The 21,897-nt window shown below is 56.8% G+C and carries 19 protein-coding genes; 4 read left to right on the top strand and 15 right to left on the bottom strand.

Going from position 1 to position 21,897, the window contains the following annotated elements; translation table 11 throughout:
• Positions 1–52: 52 nt before the first annotated feature.
• Entirely contained in the window at positions 53–640 is a 588-nt protein-coding gene (locus ABWV33_RS03290) for a riboflavin synthase (RefSeq protein WP_164621415.1), read from the bottom strand.
• Between the two features lie 161 nt (positions 641–801).
• On the opposite strand from ABWV33_RS03290, the gene ABWV33_RS03285 reads away from it, so the two are divergent.
• The 3 genes from ABWV33_RS03285 to ABWV33_RS03275 all read left to right on the top strand — a co-directional run bounded on the left by ABWV33_RS03285 (position 802) and on the right by ABWV33_RS03275 (position 5,331).
• Positions 802–2,094 (top strand): capsule polysaccharide biogenesis protein, encoded by a 1,293-nt coding sequence (locus tag ABWV33_RS03285; RefSeq protein WP_353329094.1) that lies wholly within the window; start codon positions 802–804, stop codon positions 2,092–2,094.
• A 106-nt stretch (positions 2,095–2,200) separates the two neighbouring features.
• Positions 2,201–3,328: a polysaccharide biosynthesis/export family protein gene (locus tag ABWV33_RS03280; RefSeq protein ID WP_113825833.1), complete on the top strand. Its 1,128-nt coding sequence runs from the start codon at positions 2,201–2,203 to the stop codon at positions 3,326–3,328.
• Between the two features lie 5 nt (positions 3,329–3,333).
• A complete protein-coding gene (locus ABWV33_RS03275) occupies positions 3,334–5,331 on the top strand; it encodes a capsule polysaccharide biogenesis protein (protein ID WP_353329093.1) in 1,998 nt (665 codons plus the stop codon).
• An 18-nt stretch (positions 5,332–5,349) separates the two neighbouring features.
• Here the strand turns inward: ABWV33_RS03275 and ribD are convergent, their stop codons facing one another.
• The 13 genes from ribD to ABWV33_RS03210 all read right to left on the bottom strand — a co-directional run bounded on the left by ribD (position 5,350) and on the right by ABWV33_RS03210 (position 19,194).
• Complete coding sequence (gene ribD / locus ABWV33_RS03270) at positions 5,350–6,441, bottom strand: bifunctional diaminohydroxyphosphoribosylaminopyrimidine deaminase/5-amino-6-(5-phosphoribosylamino)uracil reductase RibD (protein WP_353329092.1); 1,092 nt, start codon at positions 6,439–6,441, stop codon at positions 5,350–5,352.
• A gap of 6 nt (positions 6,442–6,447) precedes the next feature.
• A complete protein-coding gene (gene nrdR, locus ABWV33_RS03265; RefSeq protein WP_113825830.1) occupies positions 6,448–6,918 on the bottom strand; it encodes a transcriptional regulator NrdR in 471 nt (156 codons plus the stop codon).
• Positions 6,919–7,043: 125 nt separating this feature from the next.
• Positions 7,044–7,457: a secondary thiamine-phosphate synthase enzyme YjbQ gene (locus ABWV33_RS03260; RefSeq protein ID WP_353329091.1), complete on the bottom strand. Its 414-nt coding sequence runs from the start codon at positions 7,455–7,457 to the stop codon at positions 7,044–7,046.
• 61 nt (positions 7,458–7,518) lie between these two features.
• Complete coding sequence (locus ABWV33_RS03255; protein WP_353329090.1) at positions 7,519–7,938, bottom strand: hypothetical protein; 420 nt, start codon at positions 7,936–7,938, stop codon at positions 7,519–7,521.
• A 26-nt stretch (positions 7,939–7,964) separates the two neighbouring features.
• On the bottom strand, positions 7,965–8,369 hold the full coding sequence (locus ABWV33_RS03250; RefSeq protein ID WP_353329089.1) for a hypothetical protein: 405 nt from the start codon (positions 8,367–8,369) through the stop codon (positions 7,965–7,967).
• Between the two features lie 178 nt (positions 8,370–8,547).
• Positions 8,548–10,536, bottom strand: coding sequence for an RNA polymerase sigma factor RpoD (gene rpoD / locus ABWV33_RS03245; RefSeq protein ID WP_121996795.1), 1,989 nt, complete (start codon positions 10,534–10,536; stop codon positions 8,548–8,550).
• 117 nt (positions 10,537–10,653) lie between these two features.
• Positions 10,654–12,636: a DNA primase gene (gene dnaG, locus ABWV33_RS03240; protein ID WP_113825826.1), complete on the bottom strand. Its 1,983-nt coding sequence runs from the start codon at positions 12,634–12,636 to the stop codon at positions 10,654–10,656.
• Positions 12,637–12,720: 84 nt separating this feature from the next.
• A complete protein-coding gene (locus ABWV33_RS03235; protein ID WP_113825825.1) occupies positions 12,721–13,026 on the bottom strand; it encodes a hypothetical protein in 306 nt (101 codons plus the stop codon).
• Positions 13,027–13,063: 37 nt separating this feature from the next.
• Complete coding sequence (locus ABWV33_RS03230) at positions 13,064–13,609, bottom strand: sarcosine oxidase subunit gamma (protein WP_353329088.1); 546 nt, start codon at positions 13,607–13,609, stop codon at positions 13,064–13,066.
• Positions 13,602–16,535, bottom strand: a complete 2,934-nt coding sequence (locus ABWV33_RS03225; RefSeq protein WP_353329087.1) for a sarcosine oxidase subunit alpha family protein — start codon at positions 16,533–16,535, stop codon at positions 13,602–13,604. Before ABWV33_RS03225 ends, ABWV33_RS03230 begins: the two co-directional genes overlap by 8 nt.
• Positions 16,532–16,807 (bottom strand): sarcosine oxidase subunit delta, encoded by a 276-nt coding sequence (locus ABWV33_RS03220; RefSeq protein WP_113825822.1) that lies wholly within the window; start codon positions 16,805–16,807, stop codon positions 16,532–16,534. Before ABWV33_RS03220 ends, ABWV33_RS03225 begins: the two co-directional genes overlap by 4 nt.
• A 59-nt stretch (positions 16,808–16,866) precedes the next feature.
• Positions 16,867–18,120 carry a sarcosine oxidase subunit beta family protein gene (locus ABWV33_RS03215; RefSeq protein ID WP_121996791.1) on the bottom strand — a complete coding sequence of 418 codons (1,254 nt, stop codon included), beginning with the start codon at positions 18,118–18,120 and terminating at the stop codon, positions 16,867–16,869.
• 174 nt (positions 18,121–18,294) lie between these two features.
• The gene (locus ABWV33_RS03210; RefSeq protein ID WP_353329086.1) at positions 18,295–19,194 is read right to left on the bottom strand and encodes a hypothetical protein; all 900 of its coding nucleotides are present in this window, start codon (positions 19,192–19,194) and stop codon (positions 18,295–18,297) included.
• A 102-nt stretch (positions 19,195–19,296) separates the two neighbouring features.
• Between ABWV33_RS03210 and ABWV33_RS03205 the strand changes: the two genes are divergently transcribed.
• On the top strand, positions 19,297–20,238 hold the full coding sequence (locus ABWV33_RS03205) for an aminotransferase class IV (RefSeq protein WP_353329085.1): 942 nt from the start codon (positions 19,297–19,299) through the stop codon (positions 20,236–20,238).
• A 75-nt stretch (positions 20,239–20,313) separates the two neighbouring features.
• Here ABWV33_RS03205 and ABWV33_RS03200 read toward each other — a convergent pair whose 3' ends face one another.
• Positions 20,314–21,744, bottom strand: coding sequence for a Glu/Leu/Phe/Val family dehydrogenase (locus ABWV33_RS03200; RefSeq protein WP_113825819.1), 1,431 nt, complete (start codon positions 21,742–21,744; stop codon positions 20,314–20,316).
• Between the last annotated feature and the right edge of the window lie 153 nt (positions 21,745–21,897).

The following is a 21,897-nucleotide window of genomic DNA, read 5'->3' as shown; positions in this document are numbered from 1 at the left end:
TGTTCCAATCTGTTTGAGGCGCAATCGAGTGTCGCCCCGCACCGTGGTGGATCTAGCCCACCTCGTTCAACCGCGCGACGTAGCGGGCCAACGTGTCGATCTCAAGGTTGATCATATCGCCTTCGGCCATATCGCCCCAGGTGGTCACCTCTTTGGTATGGGGAATGAAATTGATCCCGAAATCTGCCCCATCCACGTCATTCACGGTCAAAGATGTCCCGTTCAACGCGACCGATCCTTTGGGAGCGATGAATTTGGCCAACGCCTTTGGCGCGCGCAGGGTCACGCGGGTACTGTCGCCCTCGTCAACCATCTTGATGATCTCGGCAACGCCATCCACATGTCCTGAAACGATATGGCCGCCTAGTTCATCCCCAACCTTCAACGCGCGTTCAAGATTGACCCGCTTGCCTACGACCCATGTGCCCAGATTGGTTTTTCCAACACTTTCCGCGCTAATCTGAACGTCGTACCAATCCGCCCCAAGGGCCACCACCGTCAGACACACGCCATCACTTGCAATGGATGCGCCAATGTCGATGGACGCGGTGTCATACCCCGTCTGAATGCGCGCCCGCAAATCGCCTTGCTGATCCAGTTCCGCAATTGTGCCAACGTCGGTGATGATCCCTGTAAACATTCTATTTGCCTCTGAAAGCTATACCTACAGGCTGACGTAGCGGGCGACGGGCGCACGGGCAAGCCCCAGTTGCTTGCCCTTCTGACACGGTGCGGTCATAGTTTCGCCTGATCCACAGGCTAAAGGTTAATGTATTGACCCACGGCGCAAAGAGTAATGATATGCCTATTTCGGCCCAGAAACAGCGGAAATTCCTGTTCTTACAAGGTCCCCATGGGCCCTTTTTTAATGCTTTGGGCAAGATGTTGCGTGCAGCAGGCGGTCAGGTTTGGCGCGTTGGCTTCAATGCCGGTGACCGTGCGTTCTGGTTCCATCAATCCAGCTATATTCCCTATCGCGGTACGCCGGAAGATTGGCCAGATACGTTTTCTGAATTGCTCGACACGCACCAAATCACGGATATCGTGCTATATGGCGACACGCGCCCTGTTCATGCCAAAGCCATTGAAAGCGCGCGTGGACGTGGTCTGACCATCCATGTTTTTGAAGAGGGGTATTTGCGCCCCTATTGGGTAACGTATGAACGGGGGGGATCAAATGGCAATTCACGACTGATGGATATGACCATCCCCGAGATGAAAAAGGCGCTGGATCAATCCGTTATGGAAACACCCCTGCCACCATCTCATTGGGGGGACACGCGCCAGCACGTTTTCTATGGGGCGCTCTATCATTGGTTTGTCATGTTCAGAAATGGCGACTATCGCAATTTTCGCCCGCATCGGGATCTACCTGTAACCAAGGAATTCCAGCTGTACCTGCAACGGCTCTTGCTCATGCCAGCTCAAGCGCTTGACCGCTGGGTGTCGACCCTGCGTATTCGTAATGGGGGTTTTCCCTATCATTTGGCCTTGCTGCAACTGGAACATGACAGTTCATTCCAAATGCATTCGCCGTTCTCAACCATGACAGAGTTCCTATCAGAGATATTCGAGGGCTTTGCCACAGGCGCCCCACAGCATCACCACTTGGTAGTCAAAGCCCACCCATTGGAAGATGGCAGAGTGCCGATCCGGACTGAGGTCAAACGCCTTGCGGATCAACACGGCTTGCACGGACGGGTGCATTATGTCCGGGGCGGTAAGCTAGCGCAGCTTTTGAATGATGCCAGAACGGCCGTCACTGTGAATTCCACCGCCGGACAACAGGTGCTCTGGCGCGGTATCCCCCTGAAAGTGTTTGGCAAGGCCGTTTATGCCAAACCGGAGTTTGTCGCGAATCAATCTCTGCGCGATTTTTTTGCCGGGGCTACCCGTCCTGACAACCGCGCCTACAAAGAGTATCGCCGCTATCTGCTTGAAACTAGCCAACTTCCGGGTGGATTTTATTCCCGTCGGGGACGTCGGCAACTGTTGCGTCAGGTGGTTGATATGATGCTATCCCCCGAAGATCCCTATGATGCACTGAAATCCGGCACAGCGGCCCCAAGGCAACAGTTGCGTCTGGTGAACTGACCAACACAAGACCTGGGACTGGATTTTTATTCCTGATTCCGATAGCTTGTTAAAAAAATACCGAGGCAGAAAAATAATAGGTCGAGGAGACCGAGCAGTGAAACCCATGTCCGTCCGGTGGGCTAAGCCCATTGCCGTGCTGACTGCGATCGCAGTCGTGGCCTCTTGTACGTTGCCCCGTACTGGCCCCAATAAACGTGAAATCTTTGCAGGGTCCGTTCAAAAAGAGGGAGATGCTTTTATCGTCGCCGTCAATGACCGCGTCACCCGTGCAACCGCCGTTGTCCCCGCACTTGGCTTTTCCGACAGCTTCAAGAATGCGTCCCAGCTGACATCTGACACCATTCGCCCCGGCGATGTGTTGGGTTTGACCGTTTGGGAAAACGTGGATGATGGCCTGCTGGCGGGCGAAGCCACCAATTCCACCATTCTGGAAGAAGTGCAGGTCGACAGCGCCGGGTTCATCTTTGTGCCCTACGCCGGACGTGTTCGCGCCTCTGGAAACACACCGAACCAGTTGCGTGAAACCATCACGACCAAGCTCGAAGATCAAACACCCGATCCACAGGTTCAGGTGCGTCGCCTCGCAGGCGATGGTGCAACTGTGTCCTTGACCGGTGCCGTTGGTGGTCAAGGCGTGTATCCAATTGAACGCCCAACCCGCACCCTGTCGTCGATGCTGGCCAAAGCCGGTGGTGTCACCATCACCCCGGAAATTGCACAGGTCACCGTAATCCGTGGCAGCCAACAGGGACAGGTCTGGTTCCAAGATCTTTATGACAACCCCAAGCTGGATATCTCTTTGCGCGGTGGTGATCGCATTCTGGTCGAAGAGGACACCCGGTCCTACACCGCCCTCGGCGCAACAAACTCGCAAGCACGTGTTGCCTTCGAAACGCAGGATCTCTCCGCTCTCGAAGCACTCGCTCAGATTGGGGGCCTCCTTTCGACCTCCTCTGATCCAACTGGCGTGTTCATCTTTCGCAATGAGCCAGCTGAAATTGCTGGACAAGTTCTGGGACGCACCGATCTCGAAGGGGCACAGCGGATGGTTTATGTATTGAACCTGACCGAACCTAATGGCTTGTTTGTTGCCCGTGATTTTGTAATTCGCGACGAAGATACAATCTATGTCACCGAAGCGCCCTATGCTCAGTGGACCAAGGCAATCTCACTTGTCGCTGGTGGCCTGACACCCATTGCCAACGTGGCGACCATTTCTGACAGCTTCTAATCGACATGATCACGGATCACTCTAAAACAGCCGAGAGCCCCCGCTCTCGGCTGTTTGTATATAACGGGGGGTTTTTGACCCAGTCCCGCCTGCGTCGCATCCTTCATCTTGCGGGATATGACCTTAGGTTGGGTTTTCCGGGGCCAAAGGACTTGATCGGCATCTGGGGCAACAGCCCGACGGCCCATCGGGGCAAAGCCATCGCCACCAAACGAGACACCCCCCTGTTGCGAGTCGAGGATGCGTTTCTGCGATCCCTCCACCCCGGTCGTGCCGGAGAGCCCCCATTGGGTCTGCATCTGGATCGCTCTGGGGTTCACTTCGACCCCTCCACCGTCTCAGACCTTGAACAGCTGCTCACCACCCATCCGCTGGATGATACTGCACTGTTGAACCGCGCCCGTGCAGGCATGGCCCGCGTTCAGGATCTGCATTTGAGCAAGTATTCCGGCTTTGATCCAAATACTCCAGCACCAGATCCCGGCTATGTCCTGGTCATAGATCAGACGCGCGGGGATGCGTCGGTCACGGCAAGCAAAGGCAACGATGCCCTGTTTCGCGAAATGCTGGTTTTTGCACAAGAGGAACACCCCGGTGCGCAAGTCATCATCAAATCCCATCCGGAAACCAACGCAGGCTACCGGTCTGGATATTATTCGGCCGAGGACACCAACCACCGCATCACTCTGCTCGACACTCCGATCAGCCCGTGGTCTCTCCTTGAGGGGGCAGTGGGCGTCTATACGGTGTCTTCCCAGCTCGGGTTTGAGGCCATTCTGGCCGGCCACAAACCGCGCGTCTTTGGGCAGCCATTTTATGCGGGATGGGGCCTGACCACAGACGAAAACCCGGTTCCCCGACGTGAGCGTCGGTTGACCCGTGCGCAGCTGTTCGCGGCTGCCATGATCCTCTATCCAGTCTGGTACGACCCCTATCGCGATCAACTCGGCACGTTGGAAACCACATTGGACACGCTCGAGGCACAGACCCGGGCATGGCGTCAGGATCGCAATGGGTGGACCGCAGGCGGCATGCGTTTGTGGAAACGCCGTCCGCTGCAAAAAATGTTCGGGCATTATAAACGCGTGCAATTCACCGATACCCCCGATGCCAATGATCCACGTCCCCATATGGTTTGGGCCAACCGTCCTGCGCCCACTTCCGCCCACCGCCTCGAAGACGGATTCCTGCGTTCGCGTGGCCTTGGCGCAGAGCTGGTGCCACCGCTGTCTTTGGTGACAGATGATCGTGGCATTTATTACGATCCAACCCGCCCAAGTCAGCTTGAGACATGGATCGCCAAACGCGAAGAATTGCGACCAGATCAACACTTACGCGCGGACCGTCTGGTGCACACGCTGCTCCAGAACAAATTGAGCAAGTATAACCTTGGCGGGGATCACCCCACCCTTCCCGACGGCCATCGCATTCTTGTTCCCGGACAAGTAGAAGACGACGCCTCGATCAAAACCGGTGCAGGAGCGGTGAAAACCAATCTTGAACTGCTGCAACGCGCGCGCGCGGACAATCCGAATGCCGTTATCCTCTACAAACCGCACCCAGATGTTGAAGCCGGATTGCGCACCGGTGCAGTCACGGTCGACGGGATTGCGGATATGGTTCTGACCAACTGTGACCCCAGCACCCTTTTGACCGAGGTGGATGAGGTCTGGACCATGACCTCTCTCCTCGGGTTCGAGGCGCTGTTGCGCGGCGTCAAAGTCACCACTCTGGGCACACCATTTTACGCCGGCTGGGGCCTGACCACCGATTTGGACAAAGTGCCCGCCCGACGGGGCGCGCGCCCGGATCTGATTGGATTGGTGCATGCCACACTGATCGATTACCCACGCTATTGGGATCCGATCACCGGCCAACCCTGCCCTGTTGAAGTTGCGATTGAACGCCTGAGTACAGGCGCCATCCCGCATCCGGGATACGCCAATCGAGTGCTGTCAAAACTGCAAGGTCTGTTTGCCACCTACGCCCACCTGTGGCGGTGATGGTCTCTTAGGTCGGCATTACCGCAGGGCACGGGTCCAGCGATGCATGACGTCCTTGCCCAACTGACGGGTTTCCACCAGATCAAACCGAGGTGCCTCGGCTAACCGGTTCAAGCCAAGCGCCCCAATGCCCGCAAGCCCTTCGGCTCCAATTGCCAGACCAGCGGTAAAACCGATCAGCTCATCCACCAAATCATTGGCCAACAGGGATGCCGCAAGTGAGCCGCCCCCCTCACAAAAGACGCGCGTTAACCCAGCGGTTCCCAACTGCTGCAGCATATCCACGGTATCAACCTGAATGCCCTGCATCGTACAGGGAACCAGCTTTGCCCCCAATCCACCCCATGCGCGCGCACGTTCAGCGTCAACACCCGATCCGTGACACAGCCAGACGGGCACGTCATTAGCGGTGCGAGCCAGTTGTCCCATGAACGGCAGATCCAGATGGCGCGACACGACCACACGCACGGGCTGTTGTGACACGCCCATATCCCGCACCGTCAACGATGGGTCATCTGATCGGGCAGTCCCGGCCCCGACCATGACCGCATCGTGACGCGCGCGCATCGCATGCACTGCGCGCCGGGCTTCTGGGCCAGTGATCCACTGGCTTTCCCCAGTCGCGGTTGCAATACGCCCATCAAAACTGTTCGCCAGTTTGAGCGTCACCAAAGGGCGCCCCTGTTCCGTCTTTAAGAAAAACCCGGCATGATCACGCGCGGCTTGGCCGCTCAAAACGCCCGTCGTGACCTCAATTCCGTGCATTTTTAGCTTTTGAAAACCCTGTCCAGCGACCCGAGGGTCACTGTCTTCGATGGCGCAGACCACCCGCGCGATCCCCGCCGCAACCAAGGCATCCGCACAAGGCGGCGTTTTGCCGTGATGGGAACAGGGTTCCAATGTCACATAAGCGGTAGCCCCACGCGCCGCTTCGCCCGCTTGAGCCAAAGCAACCGGCTCGGCATGCGGACGTCCGCCGGGCTGTGTCCAGCCCCGCCCAATAATCCGACCCTCCCGAACAATAACGCATCCGACTGCCGGATTTGGCCAACAAGATCCCTGACCGCGCCGCCCTAAAGACAGGGCAAGCGCCATAAATCGTTCATCCACTTGAGCTTACTCTTCGCCTGGAGACACCGGGGGGCGCAGTTCGTGGACAAAATCCTCGAAATCATCTGCTGCCTGAAAGTTCTTGTAAACGCTAGCAAACCGCACATAGGCAACCGTGTCGATCCGGGCCAAAGCCTCCATCACGATCTCACCGATCTGCTTTGAATCGATATCGGTTTCGCCCATGCTTTCCAGCCGCCGCACGATGCCTGAAATCATCTGATCAATGCGTTCCGGATCAATCGGGCGTTTCTGCATGGAAATTCGGATCGAGCGTTCCAACTTGTCACGATCGAAATCTTCGCGCTTGCCGTTGGATTTGATCACGACCAAATCGCGCAACTGTACGCGCTCGTAGGTGGTGAACCGTCCGCCACAGGCCGGGCAAAACCGCCGCCGCCGAATAGAAACATGGTCCTCGGCTGGACGTGAATCTTTGACCTGAGTATCGATATTTCCGCAAAACGGGCAGCGCATGCGCAATCCCCCTCAATCATTTCCGCCTTGAAATTGTGAACACTGCGGCCCACTTATCCACAACTATAGGCCACCCTCTAGAGTTTGGGTAGAGGGGAAATTTAACCCCTACATCCTGCGTATGCTCAAGCGAAATGTGCCGCGATTGTACGCACATGGGGGGCATTGCGATGTTCAAACAAGTAAATTCCCTGCCATGTTCCCAACACAGGTCGTCCGTTTTGCACGGGGATCGACAGGCTGACAGGCATCAGCACCGCCTTGATATGAGCAGGCATATCATCCGGCCCCTCATAGGTATGGCGCAGATAAGACATCGATGGATGGCTTGAAGGCGGAACCAAGCGATCAAAGAACGCCGCGAGATCAGTTTGTACTTCTGGGTCAGCATTTTCCTGAATCAGCAACGAACACGAAGTATGACGCACAAACAGCGTCAGTAAGCCATCCCCACCCGCCGTATTAACCCACTGGCGCACATCCTGCGTGAACTCATACAGACCGGCACCTTGGCTTGCGATTTGAAACTGGTGTTGCATGCGCCCTTGATGCCCTGCTCGGCTCGTTGGGGCAAGGTGAGGCTTGGTTCAAAGCTTGGGATTAATCAATCCAACGTTCAAATGGGTCAAACCGGCTTCCGGCACAATACTGACGGGCAAAGGACGCACTCAAACTATCGCCAGCCTGCTTAACGGACAGAGTGTAACCTGGTTTAGCGGCTTCCCCCGGCGGCTCGTTGAGCGAAAACTGGACTGCTGCACGCTCTGGCCGGGTCACACTGGGGCCAATTCCGCGCCAGATATAGATCTTTTGGGTCGCACCCAAATTTAACTGCATGCGCCCAAAATCCCCAATACCGCACCAGAAATCCACCGCTCCAGAGCCGGGTTCGCTGACAACTTCAAAAACACCGGGCGCGATCTGATACACATCATGCTGATTCACCGCCCGCCAAGCACTGGCCGCAGTAGGCATCACAGAGACCAACGCCAAAACTTGGGCACATCTCTTGTAGGTCAATGGAGGTCTCCTTTTTTAGCGCATCCTCAGAATGTAATTGGAACAGGTTCGCAATATCCCTCAGCTTGCTGAATGCTCATGCTGTCCCCCACAGGCAGCCCGCTTTTGAACCCACCTGTCGGCAAGGGCGTTATCCCTGCTGCATCCGGATTCAAAGTGAATTGCAACGCTGTCCGGCGCTGGGTGGTGACACTTTGACCGCGTTCCCGGGCAATATACACACGGTCCGTCCAGCCCGCCCCCAAAGCCCGACGGGCAAACTCACCTGCCGCGCACCAATAATCCCCATTTCGGACTCGCCCGCTCGGAATAACTTCAAACAGCGCACTGTTCACTTGGTTCACGCGCGCCCCGTTGCGCGCAGTAAAGGCATCCGCCTGCGTCGCAAAACCCGCAACAGCAAGCACACCAAACATCAGAAATTGTTTCATAAAGGCGTCACTTTCATTTCTCTCTGTGTCTAACTTAGTACGCAGCCCCCTTGTCGCACAGGGGAATTCACAAGGAATTCAACCAAGCGGAGCAGTTGCGCGACAGATCGCCAATGACCAAGCTCCACAAAAAAGGGCCCCCGAAACGGGAGCCCCTAAATCTGTTTGTTAATACGCCTTACTGGTCCAAGAAGGACCGCAGCTTACGCGACCGGCTTGGATGCTTGAGCTTACGCAACGCTTTAGCCTCGATCTGCCGGATACGTTCGCGGGTCACGCTGAACTGCTGGCCGACTTCTTCCAGCGTGTGGTCGGTATTCATGCCGATACCAAACCGCATCCGCAAAACACGTTCTTCACGCGGTGTAAGAGACGCCAGAACCCGTGTCGTGGTTTCCTTGAGGTTTTCCTGAATGGCGCTGTCCAAAGGCAGCACTGCGTTCTTGTCCTCGATGAAATCGCCCAACTGGCTGTCTTCTTCGTCGCCAATCGGCGTTTCGAGGCTGATCGGCTCTTTGGCGATTTTCATCACCTTGCGAACCTTCTCGAGCGGCATCTGCAGCTTTTCAGCCAATTCTTCCGGCGTCGGTTCACGACCGATTTCATGCAACATCTGGCGACCAGTACGGACCAGTTTGTTGATGGTTTCGATCATATGGACCGGGATACGGATGGTTCGGGCCTGATCAGCGATCGAACGGGTGATCGCCTGACGGATCCACCACGTCGCATAGGTCGAGAATTTATAACCGCGACGATATTCGAACTTATCAACCGCTTTCATCAAACCAATGTTCCCTTCCTGGATCAGATCCAAGAACTGCAAACCACGGTTGGTGTACTTTTTGGCGATCGAGATCACGAGGCGCAGGTTGGCCTCGACCATTTCTTTCTTCGCCTGACGCGCTTCTTTTTCACCTTTTTGAACCTGCTGCACGATGCGGCGGAATTCAGGGATGTCCAAACCAACGTACTGTCCAACTTGCGCCATGTCTGCACGCAGCTCTTCAACCTTGTCAGTCGAACGCTCGATGAACATCTGCCAGCCCCGGCCCGGTTTTTCGCCCATTTCGGACAACCAGTTGGGATCCAGCTCACGACCGCGGTACGCTTCGACGAACTCACGACGGTTGATCCGCGCTTGGTCCGCCAGTTTCACCATTGAGCTGTCCAGAGACATCACGCGACGATTAATTCCGTAAAGCTGGTCAATCAGGGCTTCGATACGGTTGTTGTGCAGGTGCAATTCATTCACCAGCAAAACGATTTCCGAACGCAACGCCTGATACTTTGCTTCATCAGAGGCCGAGAATGATCCATCCTCGTTCAACGTCGCTGAAATCCGGCTGTCCTGCATTTCCGACAACTGGGCGTAATCCAACGAGATCCGCTCCAACGTGGTCAGAACCTGATCCTTCAGAGCCGCTTCCATCGCGGCAAGCGACATGTTGGCCTGTTCATCTTCATCATCGTCGTCGTCTTTGGCAATCGGGTTACCGTCTGCATCCAACTCGGGCCCGGACTCTTCGGCAGGTTTTGCAGATGCAACGGCAGAGGCGTCTACGACAGGGGTCTCTTCTTCGCTCTCTTCATCCATCTGGTTCCCAAAGGTGGTTTCCAGATCAATGACGTCGCGCAGCAGAATGTCTTCGGACAAAAGTTCGTCATGCCAGATGGTGATCGCCTGAAACGTCAGAGGGCTTTCGCACAGCCCGGCAATCATCGTATTGCGGCCCGCTTCGATCCGCTTGGCGATGGCAATCTCGCCCTCGCGGCTCAGCAGTTCAACGCTGCCCATCTCGCGCAGGTACATGCGCACCGGATCGTCTGTCCGGTCCAGTTTTTCGCTCGCCGCGCTGGCGAGCGTCACATCACGGGTGCCTTCGGTGGTCGCAACCTCGGTCGAGCCCTTTTGCTCTTCCTCTTCTGCTTCCTCATCTTCGATGATGTTGATGCCCATCTCAGACAACATCGACATCACGTCTTCGATTTGCTCCGAGCTGACCTGATCAGGCGGCAGAACCTGATTAAGCTGATCGTAGGTGATATATCCCTTTTCACGCGCCTCGCCGATCATCTTTTTGACGGCGGCTTGGCTCATATCAAGCGAGATTTCCTGTTCCTGGTCGTCAGACTTGCGGTCGTCGTTCGTGTCTTTAGCGGCCATTCAGTGCTCCTACAGGGGCTGGGGGCGATTCGTTTCATCCGAATCATTAGCGCGTTCAAATGATTCGGCCACCCGTTTACCCGTTTTTCTTTGCCTATTCTTTATCAAAACGCGATATTAGCGCTTTCGTTCGAAATTGATGCTGTCGAGGATCGCTGCAAACGAGTCGCGTTCATCCCGGTTGATTCGCGCCCCATTGTCAGCCACATCGAATATCGCTTTGTCCTCATTCTCGCTGCGGGTGGCGCGATTGCGCTCTTCGGCGGCCTGCGCCACGCGCCAGGTCACAGCCTCATCATCCAATTCAGCGATCTCTTCTTTGGCCTCGGCAATTTCAGCGGTCAGCCCGCGCAGCGCGGTGAGTTTTGCGAGTTCCTCGGCCAATATCATCTCGGCCAGTTCTAGATCGCCAGGGCGGCGCACACAGGGGCTAATTGCGACATGGCGAAGGGCAAACAGGTTTTCAAGGGGTTCGGGCCCCAACGCCTCATAAATTCTGTCACTTAGATCGCCGGGGCTATCGATGGCATAGCGCAAAACCATATCTCGTAACATTGCATGATCCTGATCCCGGCATTCCATCGCTTCAAGTTGCTGTTCAAACTGCACAACAATCTTCGGCGTTTTGACGGTTGTCGCCAAGATCACCGCCTCGCGCATTTGGATCTGTGCCTCTTCGGTGGCCGAGGCCAATAAAGAGGCACGAGTACCGGGCATCGCCGGCTCCGGCGCTGCTTTCCAGCGGCCCTTGCCTTTGCCGCCTCCGCCCTGCCATTGACCACCCCCAGCCTGAAACGCCGCACGCGGTTTGCGTTGCGGGCGGAACAGCTCCCACCGCAGATCTTTGATCTCTTGACCATAATGCGCACGAATGGACGGATCACGGATCAGCTTGATCTTTTCGCGCAGTGTCTTGTCCAACCCAGCCTTCCGCTCTGGGCTGTCGAATACTTTGCCTTCGGTCTCGCGCTGCCACAGCAGTTTGACCATCGGCATCGCCTGATCCAGCACGCTTTGCACAGCTTCGGGTCCTGAGCCCCGGATCAGGTCATCAGGGTCTTTCCCCTCGGGCATCAGCGCAAAGCGCAGCGATTTCCCAGCCTCAAGCAGTGGCAACGCCAGTTCAATCAACCGCATCGCCGCCCGCAAACCTGCGGTATCCCCATCCAGCGCTATGATCGGCTCATCTGCGATGCGCCACAGCATCTGCAACTGGCTTTCGGTGATCGCTGTGCCCAAAGGTGCAACCGAGGCCCCGAATCCACCCTCTGCTAGGGCGATCACATCCATGTACCCTTCGGCCACCAACAAGGTTTGCCCCTGCCCCGCGGCCGTCCGCGCCGGGCCTTGATTGTACAGGCTGCGCCCTTTGTCGAACAATTCGGTCTCGGGCGAGTTCAGATATTTCGCGTTGTCATTGGGATCCATCGCGCGACCGCCAAAGGCAACGGCGCGTCCCCGCGCATCCCGGATTGGGAACATAATGCGATTGCGGAACGTGTCGTATGGCTTGCCACCCTTGGTCGACGGCTTGGCCAACCCGGCCCCGATAATCAGATCCTCGGCAACCCCTTTACCACGCAAGTGGTCCCACAGGTTCTGCCAGCCATTGGGCGCAAATCCAATCTCCCACCGCTCCAACGCCGGGCCATTCAAACCCCGCTTGGCCACATAAGCGCGCGCATCCGCCGCCGCACCGGTTTTCAGCTGCAGTCGGAAATACTGAACCGCCTGCTCCATGACTTCGGCCAGCAGTGTACGGCGGTCCTGCTTTTCCTGCGCTTTGGGATCGCGCGCTGGCATCGGCATCCCGGCCTCACGCGCCAGAATCTCAACCGCTTCCATGAACCCGACGTTCTCGGTTTCCTGCACAAACTTGATCGCATCGCCTTTGGCATGGCAGCCAAAGCAGTAATAGAACCCTTTGCGATCATCGACATGGAACGAGGCTGATTTTTCGTGGTGAAACGGGCATGGCGCCCACATGTCGCCCTTACCCTGATTGGACTTGCGCGGATCCCACATGACTTTGCGCCCTACAACCTGTGACAGGCTAGAGCGGCTCCGCAGTTCATCCAAAAATCCAGGGGGCAATGACATGGCGCTAATCTGTCAGAAACAAAGACGCGCGCCAAGAGAGGCACGCGTGTTGTCCACAGGTCGTCCACAGTAAAATGGCGGCACTCACTGTTGCAGGCACAGCTCCAACCACGCGGCAGCCATATCCTCGTTGCGCACCACTTTCATTTTTTGGTCATAGACCCACGGCGCCATCAATGGGATCGCCGCGTTGTAATTGTCAGGCCAGCTTGGGTTGGTGGCGGCAATCGCTGCCGGCACCTCCCGTTCTTTTACCCGATCAATACGCGCCTTTTGAATCGCGGCCACCACCTGTGACTGATATTCACAGCTTTGTTTTTTGCTTTCTGCAGCAAAAGTAGGCGCAGCCATCAGAACAGCAGCAGTCGCAAGGCAGGTAAGGCGGATCATGGGCATCGGCTCCGGAATCAGTTTTGTTGCACACAGACTACCCGCGTGCTGCAATGGCTTCCATCGCCGTTTTCATGTCATGCACCAGAGTATCCGCCATAGACCGGAACACCAGGATCTCAAAGGTGTCGGAATCCACCCGAGTGATTGACCCAGACATATGCATCACAAGGGTGCGTGCAGTCTGACCAACAGGAAACACCGACAGACGCACATCCACAGGCACAAGCCGGGACAACACCGCCTCAACCTCAGGCCCGTTCAGACGCACAACACTCCAGGCATCGGATTGATCCACCAGTGCTGCATGGGTCGACAACTCCACATCCGCCGCCGGACCAATCAGCAGGGCCTGACCATATCCGAACCAGACCGCCCTTGCGCCATCCCCTTGCGTGGTGGCGTTGGCATCAGGATAGGCAACGCCATGCACACCTTCCATGGCTTTGGACAACGCGCCTTGCTTGCCTTTGTAAGGGGCCAGTGACGTCAGTGCGCCGGGGGCCTCTTCGTTCAGCGACATCTTGCCGATTGTCAGGGGCAGCAGGCCCGCACAGGGGCTCTTGGCTTGCAAATTATCCACGCACTCGCCCTCCGTCGCGGTCAAAGAATACCGGATCGACCACCTCGCACAAGGTTTCCACCCCGCGCAGCCCATCCACCAGTTTCACGATTTCGCCGTGACGATCCCGACCATCGGCCAAGAACCCCAATCCCAAGGCATGGCCCATCGTCGGCGAATGACACACCGAGGTGACATAGCCCTGATCATTGGTCCGCACCGGTTCGTCACCCTTCTTGTAAAGATGCGCCCCCGCAAGAATCTGCCCCTCAGCCTCAACAGGTTTGAGCCCCACCAACACTTCGCGCCCCGGCTCTTCCAATCCGGGCCGCTGGGTCATGGTTTTGCCCATACAGTCCTTCTTGGCCGAGACCATCCGCCCCATGCCAATGTCATAGGCCGTGATCCGTCCATGAATTTCCGAATGGGTGATGAACCCCTTCTCAATCCGCAGCACGTTCAGCGCTTCCATCCCATAAGGACCGCCGCCCAACTCTTCTGCGCGTTGCACCAGCTTGCGGAACAGGCTGTCGCCATAGCGGGCCGGAACAGCAATCTCATAGGCATGTTCGCCCGAGAACGAGATCCGGAACAATCGCCCATCCACACCCAGAACCTTAACATCGCCACAGGCCATGAACGGCCAGTCTTCGTCGGTCAGCGGCTCGGACAGGATTTCGTTCAACAATCCGCGTGCCTTTGGACCCGCGACCGCAAACTGCGCCCACTGTTCCGTCACCGAAGTAAACGTGACATCCAGATCCGGACGCAAGGCTTGTGCGACAAACTCCAGATGTTTCATCACTTCGCCAGCACCAGCCGTCGTGGTGGTCATCACATAGTGATTTTCCCCCAACCGTGCCGTTGTGCCGTCATCCATGACATACCCATCTTCGCGCAGCATCAAGCCATACCGCACCCGGTTCACTTTGAGCGTGCTGAACATATTGCAATAGACGAAATCAAGAAACGCCGCCGCATCTGGCCCCTGAATGTCGATCTTGCCCAGCGTTGACACATCCGCCACACCCACGGCGTTGCGCACATAGCCGACCTCACGATTGCAGCTTTCCTGCCAAGTGGTTTCACCCGCCTTGCTGAAATAGCTGGGGCGATACCACAATCCCGCCTCGATCATCGGCGCTTTGCGCTCGACTGTGGCCTTGTGCGAGGTGGTGAACCGCTCGGGCGCAAAACCTTTGCCAGCCCCACCGGCCCCAAAGGCGGCAATCGCCACCGGGTTGAACGGCGGACGGAAGGTGGTTGTCCCGGTTTCCGAGATCCCCCGCCCCGTCGCATCTGCCAAAACCGCCAAAGCCGCAACGTTCGAGTTCTTGCCCTGATCCGTCGCCATGCCTTGGGTCGTGTAGCGCTTCATATGCTCAACCGAGCGGAAGTTTTCGACCGCCGCCTGCTTCACATCTTTGACCGTGACGTCGTTCTGGAAATCCAGCCACGCGCGCCCTTTGCCCGGAACCGCCCATATCGGCGCGATGTCATAAGGCAAATCCTCGGCATGCGGTTGCGCCACATCTGGCGCGCTCTGATCCAATTCGCCCAGCGCCGCAGTTGCTGCCGCCGCGCCATCGCGCAGACAGCCCGCTGTTGAGAATGTCCCGTTACAAGACCCGGCCACATGCATGCCCGGCACCGATCCCGGCGTCGGAACAAAGGCCGCAATATCGCGCTGCCACGTCGGACGCCCATTCATGTGACAGGTCAGATGCACCGAGGGGTTCCACCCACCGGTCATCGCCAACACATCGGCTTGCACCTTGGTTTCGCCACTGGCGCTGCGGATGGTGATGCTTTCCAAGCCTTTGCGACCAGAGCTATTGCACACCTGTGCCCCACGATAGACGCGATAGTCATCCGTCATCGGTGCATCATGGCGACTGTCGACAACCGCCGACACATGCACCCCGGCGGCCAACAAATCCCGCGCCGTGCGGTGGACATCATTGGTGTTGCCAAAGATCGCAACACGCTGCCCAGCGCTCACGCCCCAGCGATTCAGATAGGCCCTTACAGCCCCGGCGGTCATGATTCCCGGACGGTCATTGTTGCGGAATGCAACCGGACGTTCCAAGGCTCCGGTGGCGAGCACCGACCGCTTGGCCACGATCCGCCAGAATGTCTCCAACGCGCCGCCCTTGGGGCGGTCGCCCGTGTGGTGCAGCACCCGTTCCAACGCACCATAGGTGCTGTTGTCAAACGCGCCGACAATCGCGGTGCGCGACATCAGACGCACATTGTCCATCGACTTCAACTCGCTCAGAACCTCATCCGCCCAAACATGTCCGGGCTTACCGTCGATCTCATAGGTTTCCGCCAACAGACGTCCACCCATGCGGCTGTCTTCGTCAGCCAGAATGACATCCGCCCCAGCACGACCCGCAACCAGCGCCGCCATCAGACCCGTTGGGCCGGCCCCGATCACCAGCAGATCACAGAATGCATAAGCCTTGTCATAGATATCGGCATTTGGTTCGCCAGACAGCGCACCCAGTCCCGCCGCCTTGCGGATAATCGGCTCGTAAACTTTTTCCCAGAACGCACGCGGCCACATAAAAGTCTTATAATAAAACCCTGCGCCCAGAAACGGCGCTGCCAGATCGTTGATCGCCATCGGATCAAACTGCAACGACGGCCAGCGGTTCTGACTGCGCGCATCCAAGCCGTTGAACACTTCCTGCACCGTGGCCCGCACGTTTGGCTCTTGCGAGCCCCCCGAACCAACGGTCATCAACGCGTTTGGCTCTTCGCTGCCAGCCGTCAACACACCGCGCGGACGGTGGTATTTGAACGACCGCGCCATCAGACGCACGTCATTGGCCAACAAAGCCGAGGCCAGCGTGTCGCCCTCAAGCCCAGCATAGCGCGTGCCATCAAAACTGAACGACACCGATTTGGATCGGTCTAACAGACCTTTTCCTGCGATCCTCATGACGGGTCCCCCGCTACGGCATCTGTGACCCAGGTCGTGTCCGTAATCTCATGTGTAATGGTATTGCGCTCGACGACGATCCACGCGCCACAGCCCGCTTCGTGCTGCCAAAGATCCCGCGTATTGCCTGCCGGGTTTTCACGCAGATAGACATAGTTGTCCCAGGCCTCGACCCCGGCATCCGGTGCCGGGCGATCCAAAGCCACCGCATGGCCCTTGTAATAGAACTCGCGGCGATCACGTTCCCCGCAATGTGGACAGATGATCCTCATGATCCCTCTCCCATCTTCATCTTTTCAACAATTCTCAAATCCAACATCAGTCCCGCTCCCTAATGCAGATTGTGCTGAGAGCCTTTGCCCTCTTCATCGATAATGCCACGCCCGGTGCGGAACCGGTCCAATTGGAACCGTGTCGCATTCTCGTGATAGCGGTCCGTCGCCAGCAGATGCGCAAACACGTTGCCCGACCCCGGTACGGCCTTAAAGCCCCCGTAGTTCCAGCCACAGTTCACATAGAGCCCGTCAATATGGGTCCGGTCGATGATCGGCGACCCATCCGGCGACATATCCATGATCCCCCCCCAGCTGCGCAGCATCTTGGCCTTACCAATCATCGGCATCATCGCCATGCCGGCTTCCATCACATGTTCCGCCGTTGGCAAGTTGCCCCGTGCAGCATAAGAAGAATAGAAATCCAGATCGCCACCAAAGACGAGCCCGCCCTTGTCCGACTGGCTGATGTAAAAGTGACCCATGCCAAAGGTCACGACATTGTCGATCACAGGTTTCAGACCCTCGGTCACAAAGGCCTGCAAAACGTGGCTTTCAATCGGCAGGTGCATCCCTGCCATCGCCGCAACCTGGCTTGAGCGCCCTGCCACAACCATCGCAACTTTCTTGGCCTTGATCGCCCCGCGCGAGGTCTGAACGCCGCGCACTTGACCATCTTCGATATCGATGCCGGTCACTTCGCAGTTCTGCAACAGATCCACGCCGCGCTGATCCGCCCCGCGGGCAAACCCCCACGCCACCGCATCGTGGCGCGCCGTGCCGCCACGTGGGTGATACAACCCGCCATAGATCGGGAACCGCGCATTGTCGAAATCCAAGTAAGGGAGCATTCCGCGCAACTCATCCCGGCCCAGCATGATCGCATCATCGCCTTGGCTGATCATCATATTGCCCTGACGCGCCCGTGCATCGCGCTGACCATCCGAATGGAACAAGTTGATGATGCCTCGCTGGGAATGCATCACGTTATAGTTCAGGTCTTCTTCCAGACCTTCCCACAGCTTTAGCGAATGGGAATAGAATTCCGAATTCCCCTGCAAGAAATAGTTGGCCCGGACAATCGTGGTGTTCCGGCCAATATTGCCGCCCCCGATGTATCCCTTTTCCAACACCGCGATATTGGTCAAACCATGCTCTTTGGCCAGATAGTAAGCCGTGGCCAGCCCGTGACCCCCGCCGCCAATGATCAGAATGTCATATTCAGCTTTGGGCTCAGGATCGCGCCAATGAGGTTTCCACCCCTTGTTGCCAGTCAACCCTTCCTTCAGAACACGAAGGCCTGAAAATCGCATGATGTCTTTCCTTTTGCGTGGGTCACAGTGAACCCGTTGCCAGAAACGTAACAACGCCCCCTTACCACGCCATCCCCCTTTTCGACAAAATGCTGCCCATCTGCGACCAGTGGCAATGCAAGCGCGACGTGATCACTGCAATCGGGCAAATTTCTTAGGTTCAAGAGGTCAGCCTCAGAACCGCACCCGCATCGCAAGCCCCGCAATTGGTGCGGTGCTGTAGCTTTGATTGCTAATTTCGGTTCCGGCTGCGGACTCCAGCGACAATTGACCATTCAGCTCCGCACCTACAAACGCATTCAAGCTGACTCCGGGGTTGGGCGTATAATCAACGGACAAAACGATGGGGATGCTACTGTCTTCGCCAACGCCCCCCGGGGCAAGACCTGCGTTATCCAACCGAAAGCGCACGCGCTCTGACCGGGCCGCAAGGGAAAAACTGAACTGGTCGTTGTGCTTGTATCGCAGCGACACCCCCGGGCCCTGAGTGGCCCCCAACCCGGTGCCTGTGCTCAGGTTCCATTGATCGGCGATGTCCCAATCCACCAACAGCGCAGGGAACACTTCGGTCTCACTGTTGCCCAATTCAGAAAATGCCCCGAACGCCGGGCCGATGCGCAGCGATTGGTTCACCTGCCAACTGACGCCTGCGAAAACACCATAGGTACGCCCATCTGACGCGCTGACCCCTTGCTCATAATCCCACCGGACCTGCGGAGACACAAACAAATCGGCATTACCACCCAACTGAAATCGCATCGGTGCCGATATCCGAATGTCACGAATATCACTCCAAGGCTGATTGCCACCTGAACTAAAGTCATATGAAAACTGCCCATAACTCACGAACAGCCCAGCCGAGGTGCCATTCTCGAACCTGTACAGCCCCCCCGCCCTCAAGAAGGCACGGTTCGCACTGAATTCGCCACCACCACTCAGATCCGAATTGCCCTGATAGACGGCCAAACCGTCCACAACCGTGAACCAGCCTGTGCGTTGTTGGGCATATCCGGGTGCAGCTATGACACTCGTCGCCAACACGGCAGCAGTGACAGATTTGATATAGCGCGACATGGCTTACTCCGATTAGGGTCCGCTCAAACTTAGCGCGCTCCGGTCAAACACCCAGCCATAGCGCAACACTTTTCTCGCAAAGCAGTCACAGGAGCAACACTCATGCCCTCTCGCTTGGAACTCTCTTCCCGCTATGTGGACCCGCATTGCTACCCCCACGGTGTTGCGTATATGGATGGGCAATACCTCCCCATGAGCGAAGCCCGGATTTCAGTATTGGATTATGGGTTTCTGCATTCAGATGCGACTTATGATGTGGTCCACGTTTGGAAGGGGGCATTTTTCCGACTGGACGCTCACATCGACCGGTTCCTGAATGGGCTCGACAAATTGCACATGTCGATCCCCTATGACACTGATCAGATTGCAGAGATCTTGCACAACTGCGTGGCCCTATCGGGATTGCAAAACGCCTATGTAGAGTTCATTTGCACGCGCGGGACATCACCCACCTTCAGCCGTGACCCCCGCGACGCGGTCAATCGCTTTATCGCCTTTGCCATCCCCTTTGGATCTGTCGCCAATCGCGACCAGATGCAGCGCGGTCTGCATGCCGCGATTTCTGACGTAGTGCGTATTCCCCCGCCCTCGGTCGATCCAACGATCAAGAACTATCACTGGCTCGATCTCATCACCGGCCTCTATGACGCCTACAACAAAGGCGCAGAGACAGTGATCCTGAAAGATGCCAACGGCACCCTTGCCGAAGGTCCCGGATTCAACCTGTTCACCGTCAAGAATGGGTGCGTCACGACACCAGAGCATGGTGTTTTGCTAGGTATCACTCGGCAAACAGTCTTTGATCTTTGTGCTCTGCATCAAATCCCCTGCACCGCGGCCGCTGTCTCGTCAGAGGCCCTGCGCACCGCTGACGAGGCATTTATCTCCTCGACCGCTGGCGGAGTGATGCCCCTGACCCGGATCAATGGAGACCCCATTGGAACGGGCAATATCGGACCCATCACACAGTTGCTAACAGAGACATATTGGAACAGCCACGCGGACGCGTCCTTGCGCTCCGTCGTTTCCTATCCCGATCCCTGATGGGATCAATCAGACCCAGTGGTCAAAAAAACGGCGCGCAAATCCTGCGCGCCGTTTAAATTTTCGAACTTCAGATCACAGACCTTTGGCGCGATAGCTTGCAGCAACCTTTTCGATCGAAACCAGATATGCGGCTGTCCGCAGATCTTCGACATCGCCCCGGTTGTGCCAGACTTCGCGCATGGACTGATATGCAATCCGCATCGTGTCATCGAGACCCGAGCGCACCAATTCCAGCTCACCTGCACCGCGCAGATACTTCTGCTTGAAGTCAGGCGACATCGACCATGCATCCCCCAGATAGTTATCCAGTCGTTGCAATTCGTCGATCACCAACTGGTGACGCGCTTCCTCCTGACGGCGCTGCATCCGGCCAAAGCGGATGTGGCTCAGGTTTTTGACCCACTCAAAGTAGGACACCGTCACACCACCCGCGTTTGCATACATATCCGGAATGATCACACAGCCCTTTTTGCGCAGAATCTCATCGCCACCGGCCGTCACCGGACCATTCGCCGCCTCGATGATCAGTGGCGCTTTGATGCGCGCAGCGTTGGACAGGTTAATCACCCCCTCCATCGCAGCCGGAATCAGAATGTCGCATTCTTCCTCCATCACCGCAGCACCATCCGCCACATGGGTCGCATCGGGGAACCCTGTCACGCCACCATGTTTGACAATCCAGTTGTGCACCCCTTCGACATCCAGACCGTCCGCGTTAAACAACGCCCCGTCTCGTTCAATAATGCCGATGATGCGCGCACCGTCTTCCTCGCTCAGGAACTTGGCAGCATGATATCCCACATTGCCCAGCCCCTGCACGATCACCCGTTTGCCATCAAGCGAGCCGGTCATCCCAGCCTTTTCCATGTCACGCGGATCGCGGAAGAATTCCTGCAACGCATATTGCACGCCGCGCCCAGTTGCCTCGACCCGGCCCGAGATACCACCAGCGTTCAACGGCTTGCCGGTCACACAGGCCCGCGCGTTGATATCCGTGGTGTTCATCCGGGCGTATTGGTCCGCAATCCAGGCCATTTCCCGTTCCCCCGTGCCCATGTCAGGCGCAGGCACGTTTTGGCTGGGGTGGATCAGGTCGCGTTTGGCCAGTTCATAGGCAAATCGCCGGGTGATCTGTTCCAACTCGTGTTCGTCATACTGACGAGGGTCGATGCACAAGCCGCCCTTGGAGCCGCCAAACGGCGCCTCAACCAGCGCACATTTATACGTCATCAGCGCCGCAAGCGCCTCGACCTCATCCTGGTTGACGGACGGTGCAAAGCGAATACCGCCTTTGACTGGCTCCATATGTTCGGAATGCACCGAACGATACCCGACAAAGGTTTGCATCTGGCCACGTAATCGCACCCCGAACCGCACTGTATAAGTCGCGTTACAAACTCTGATCTTTTCTTCCAATCCTGGGGGCAAATCCATCAGGGCAACCGCCCTGTTGAACATCAGATCAACACTCTCACGAAAGCTTGGCTCATTACTGCGGGTCATTATTTCCTCCATGACCTTTGCGACTCATCTCATGGCGTTTTGTCGCAGCCCTACTATGGCCTTTCCGTTAACAAGTGCGACAAAATTAAGCACTTTACAAAAATCTATTATTTTTCCAAATCCGAATCGACGCACCAATCACGACAAAATCAA

Origin of the sequence: Phaeobacter sp. NW0010-22 (assembly GCF_040365955.1) — a bacterium.
In the GTDB taxonomy this organism is placed as follows: domain Bacteria; phylum Pseudomonadota; class Alphaproteobacteria; order Rhodobacterales; family Rhodobacteraceae; genus OMPR01.
The sequence above is the reverse complement of the archived record's forward strand: the minus strand, read 5'-3'. Positions and strand labels throughout refer to the sequence as shown.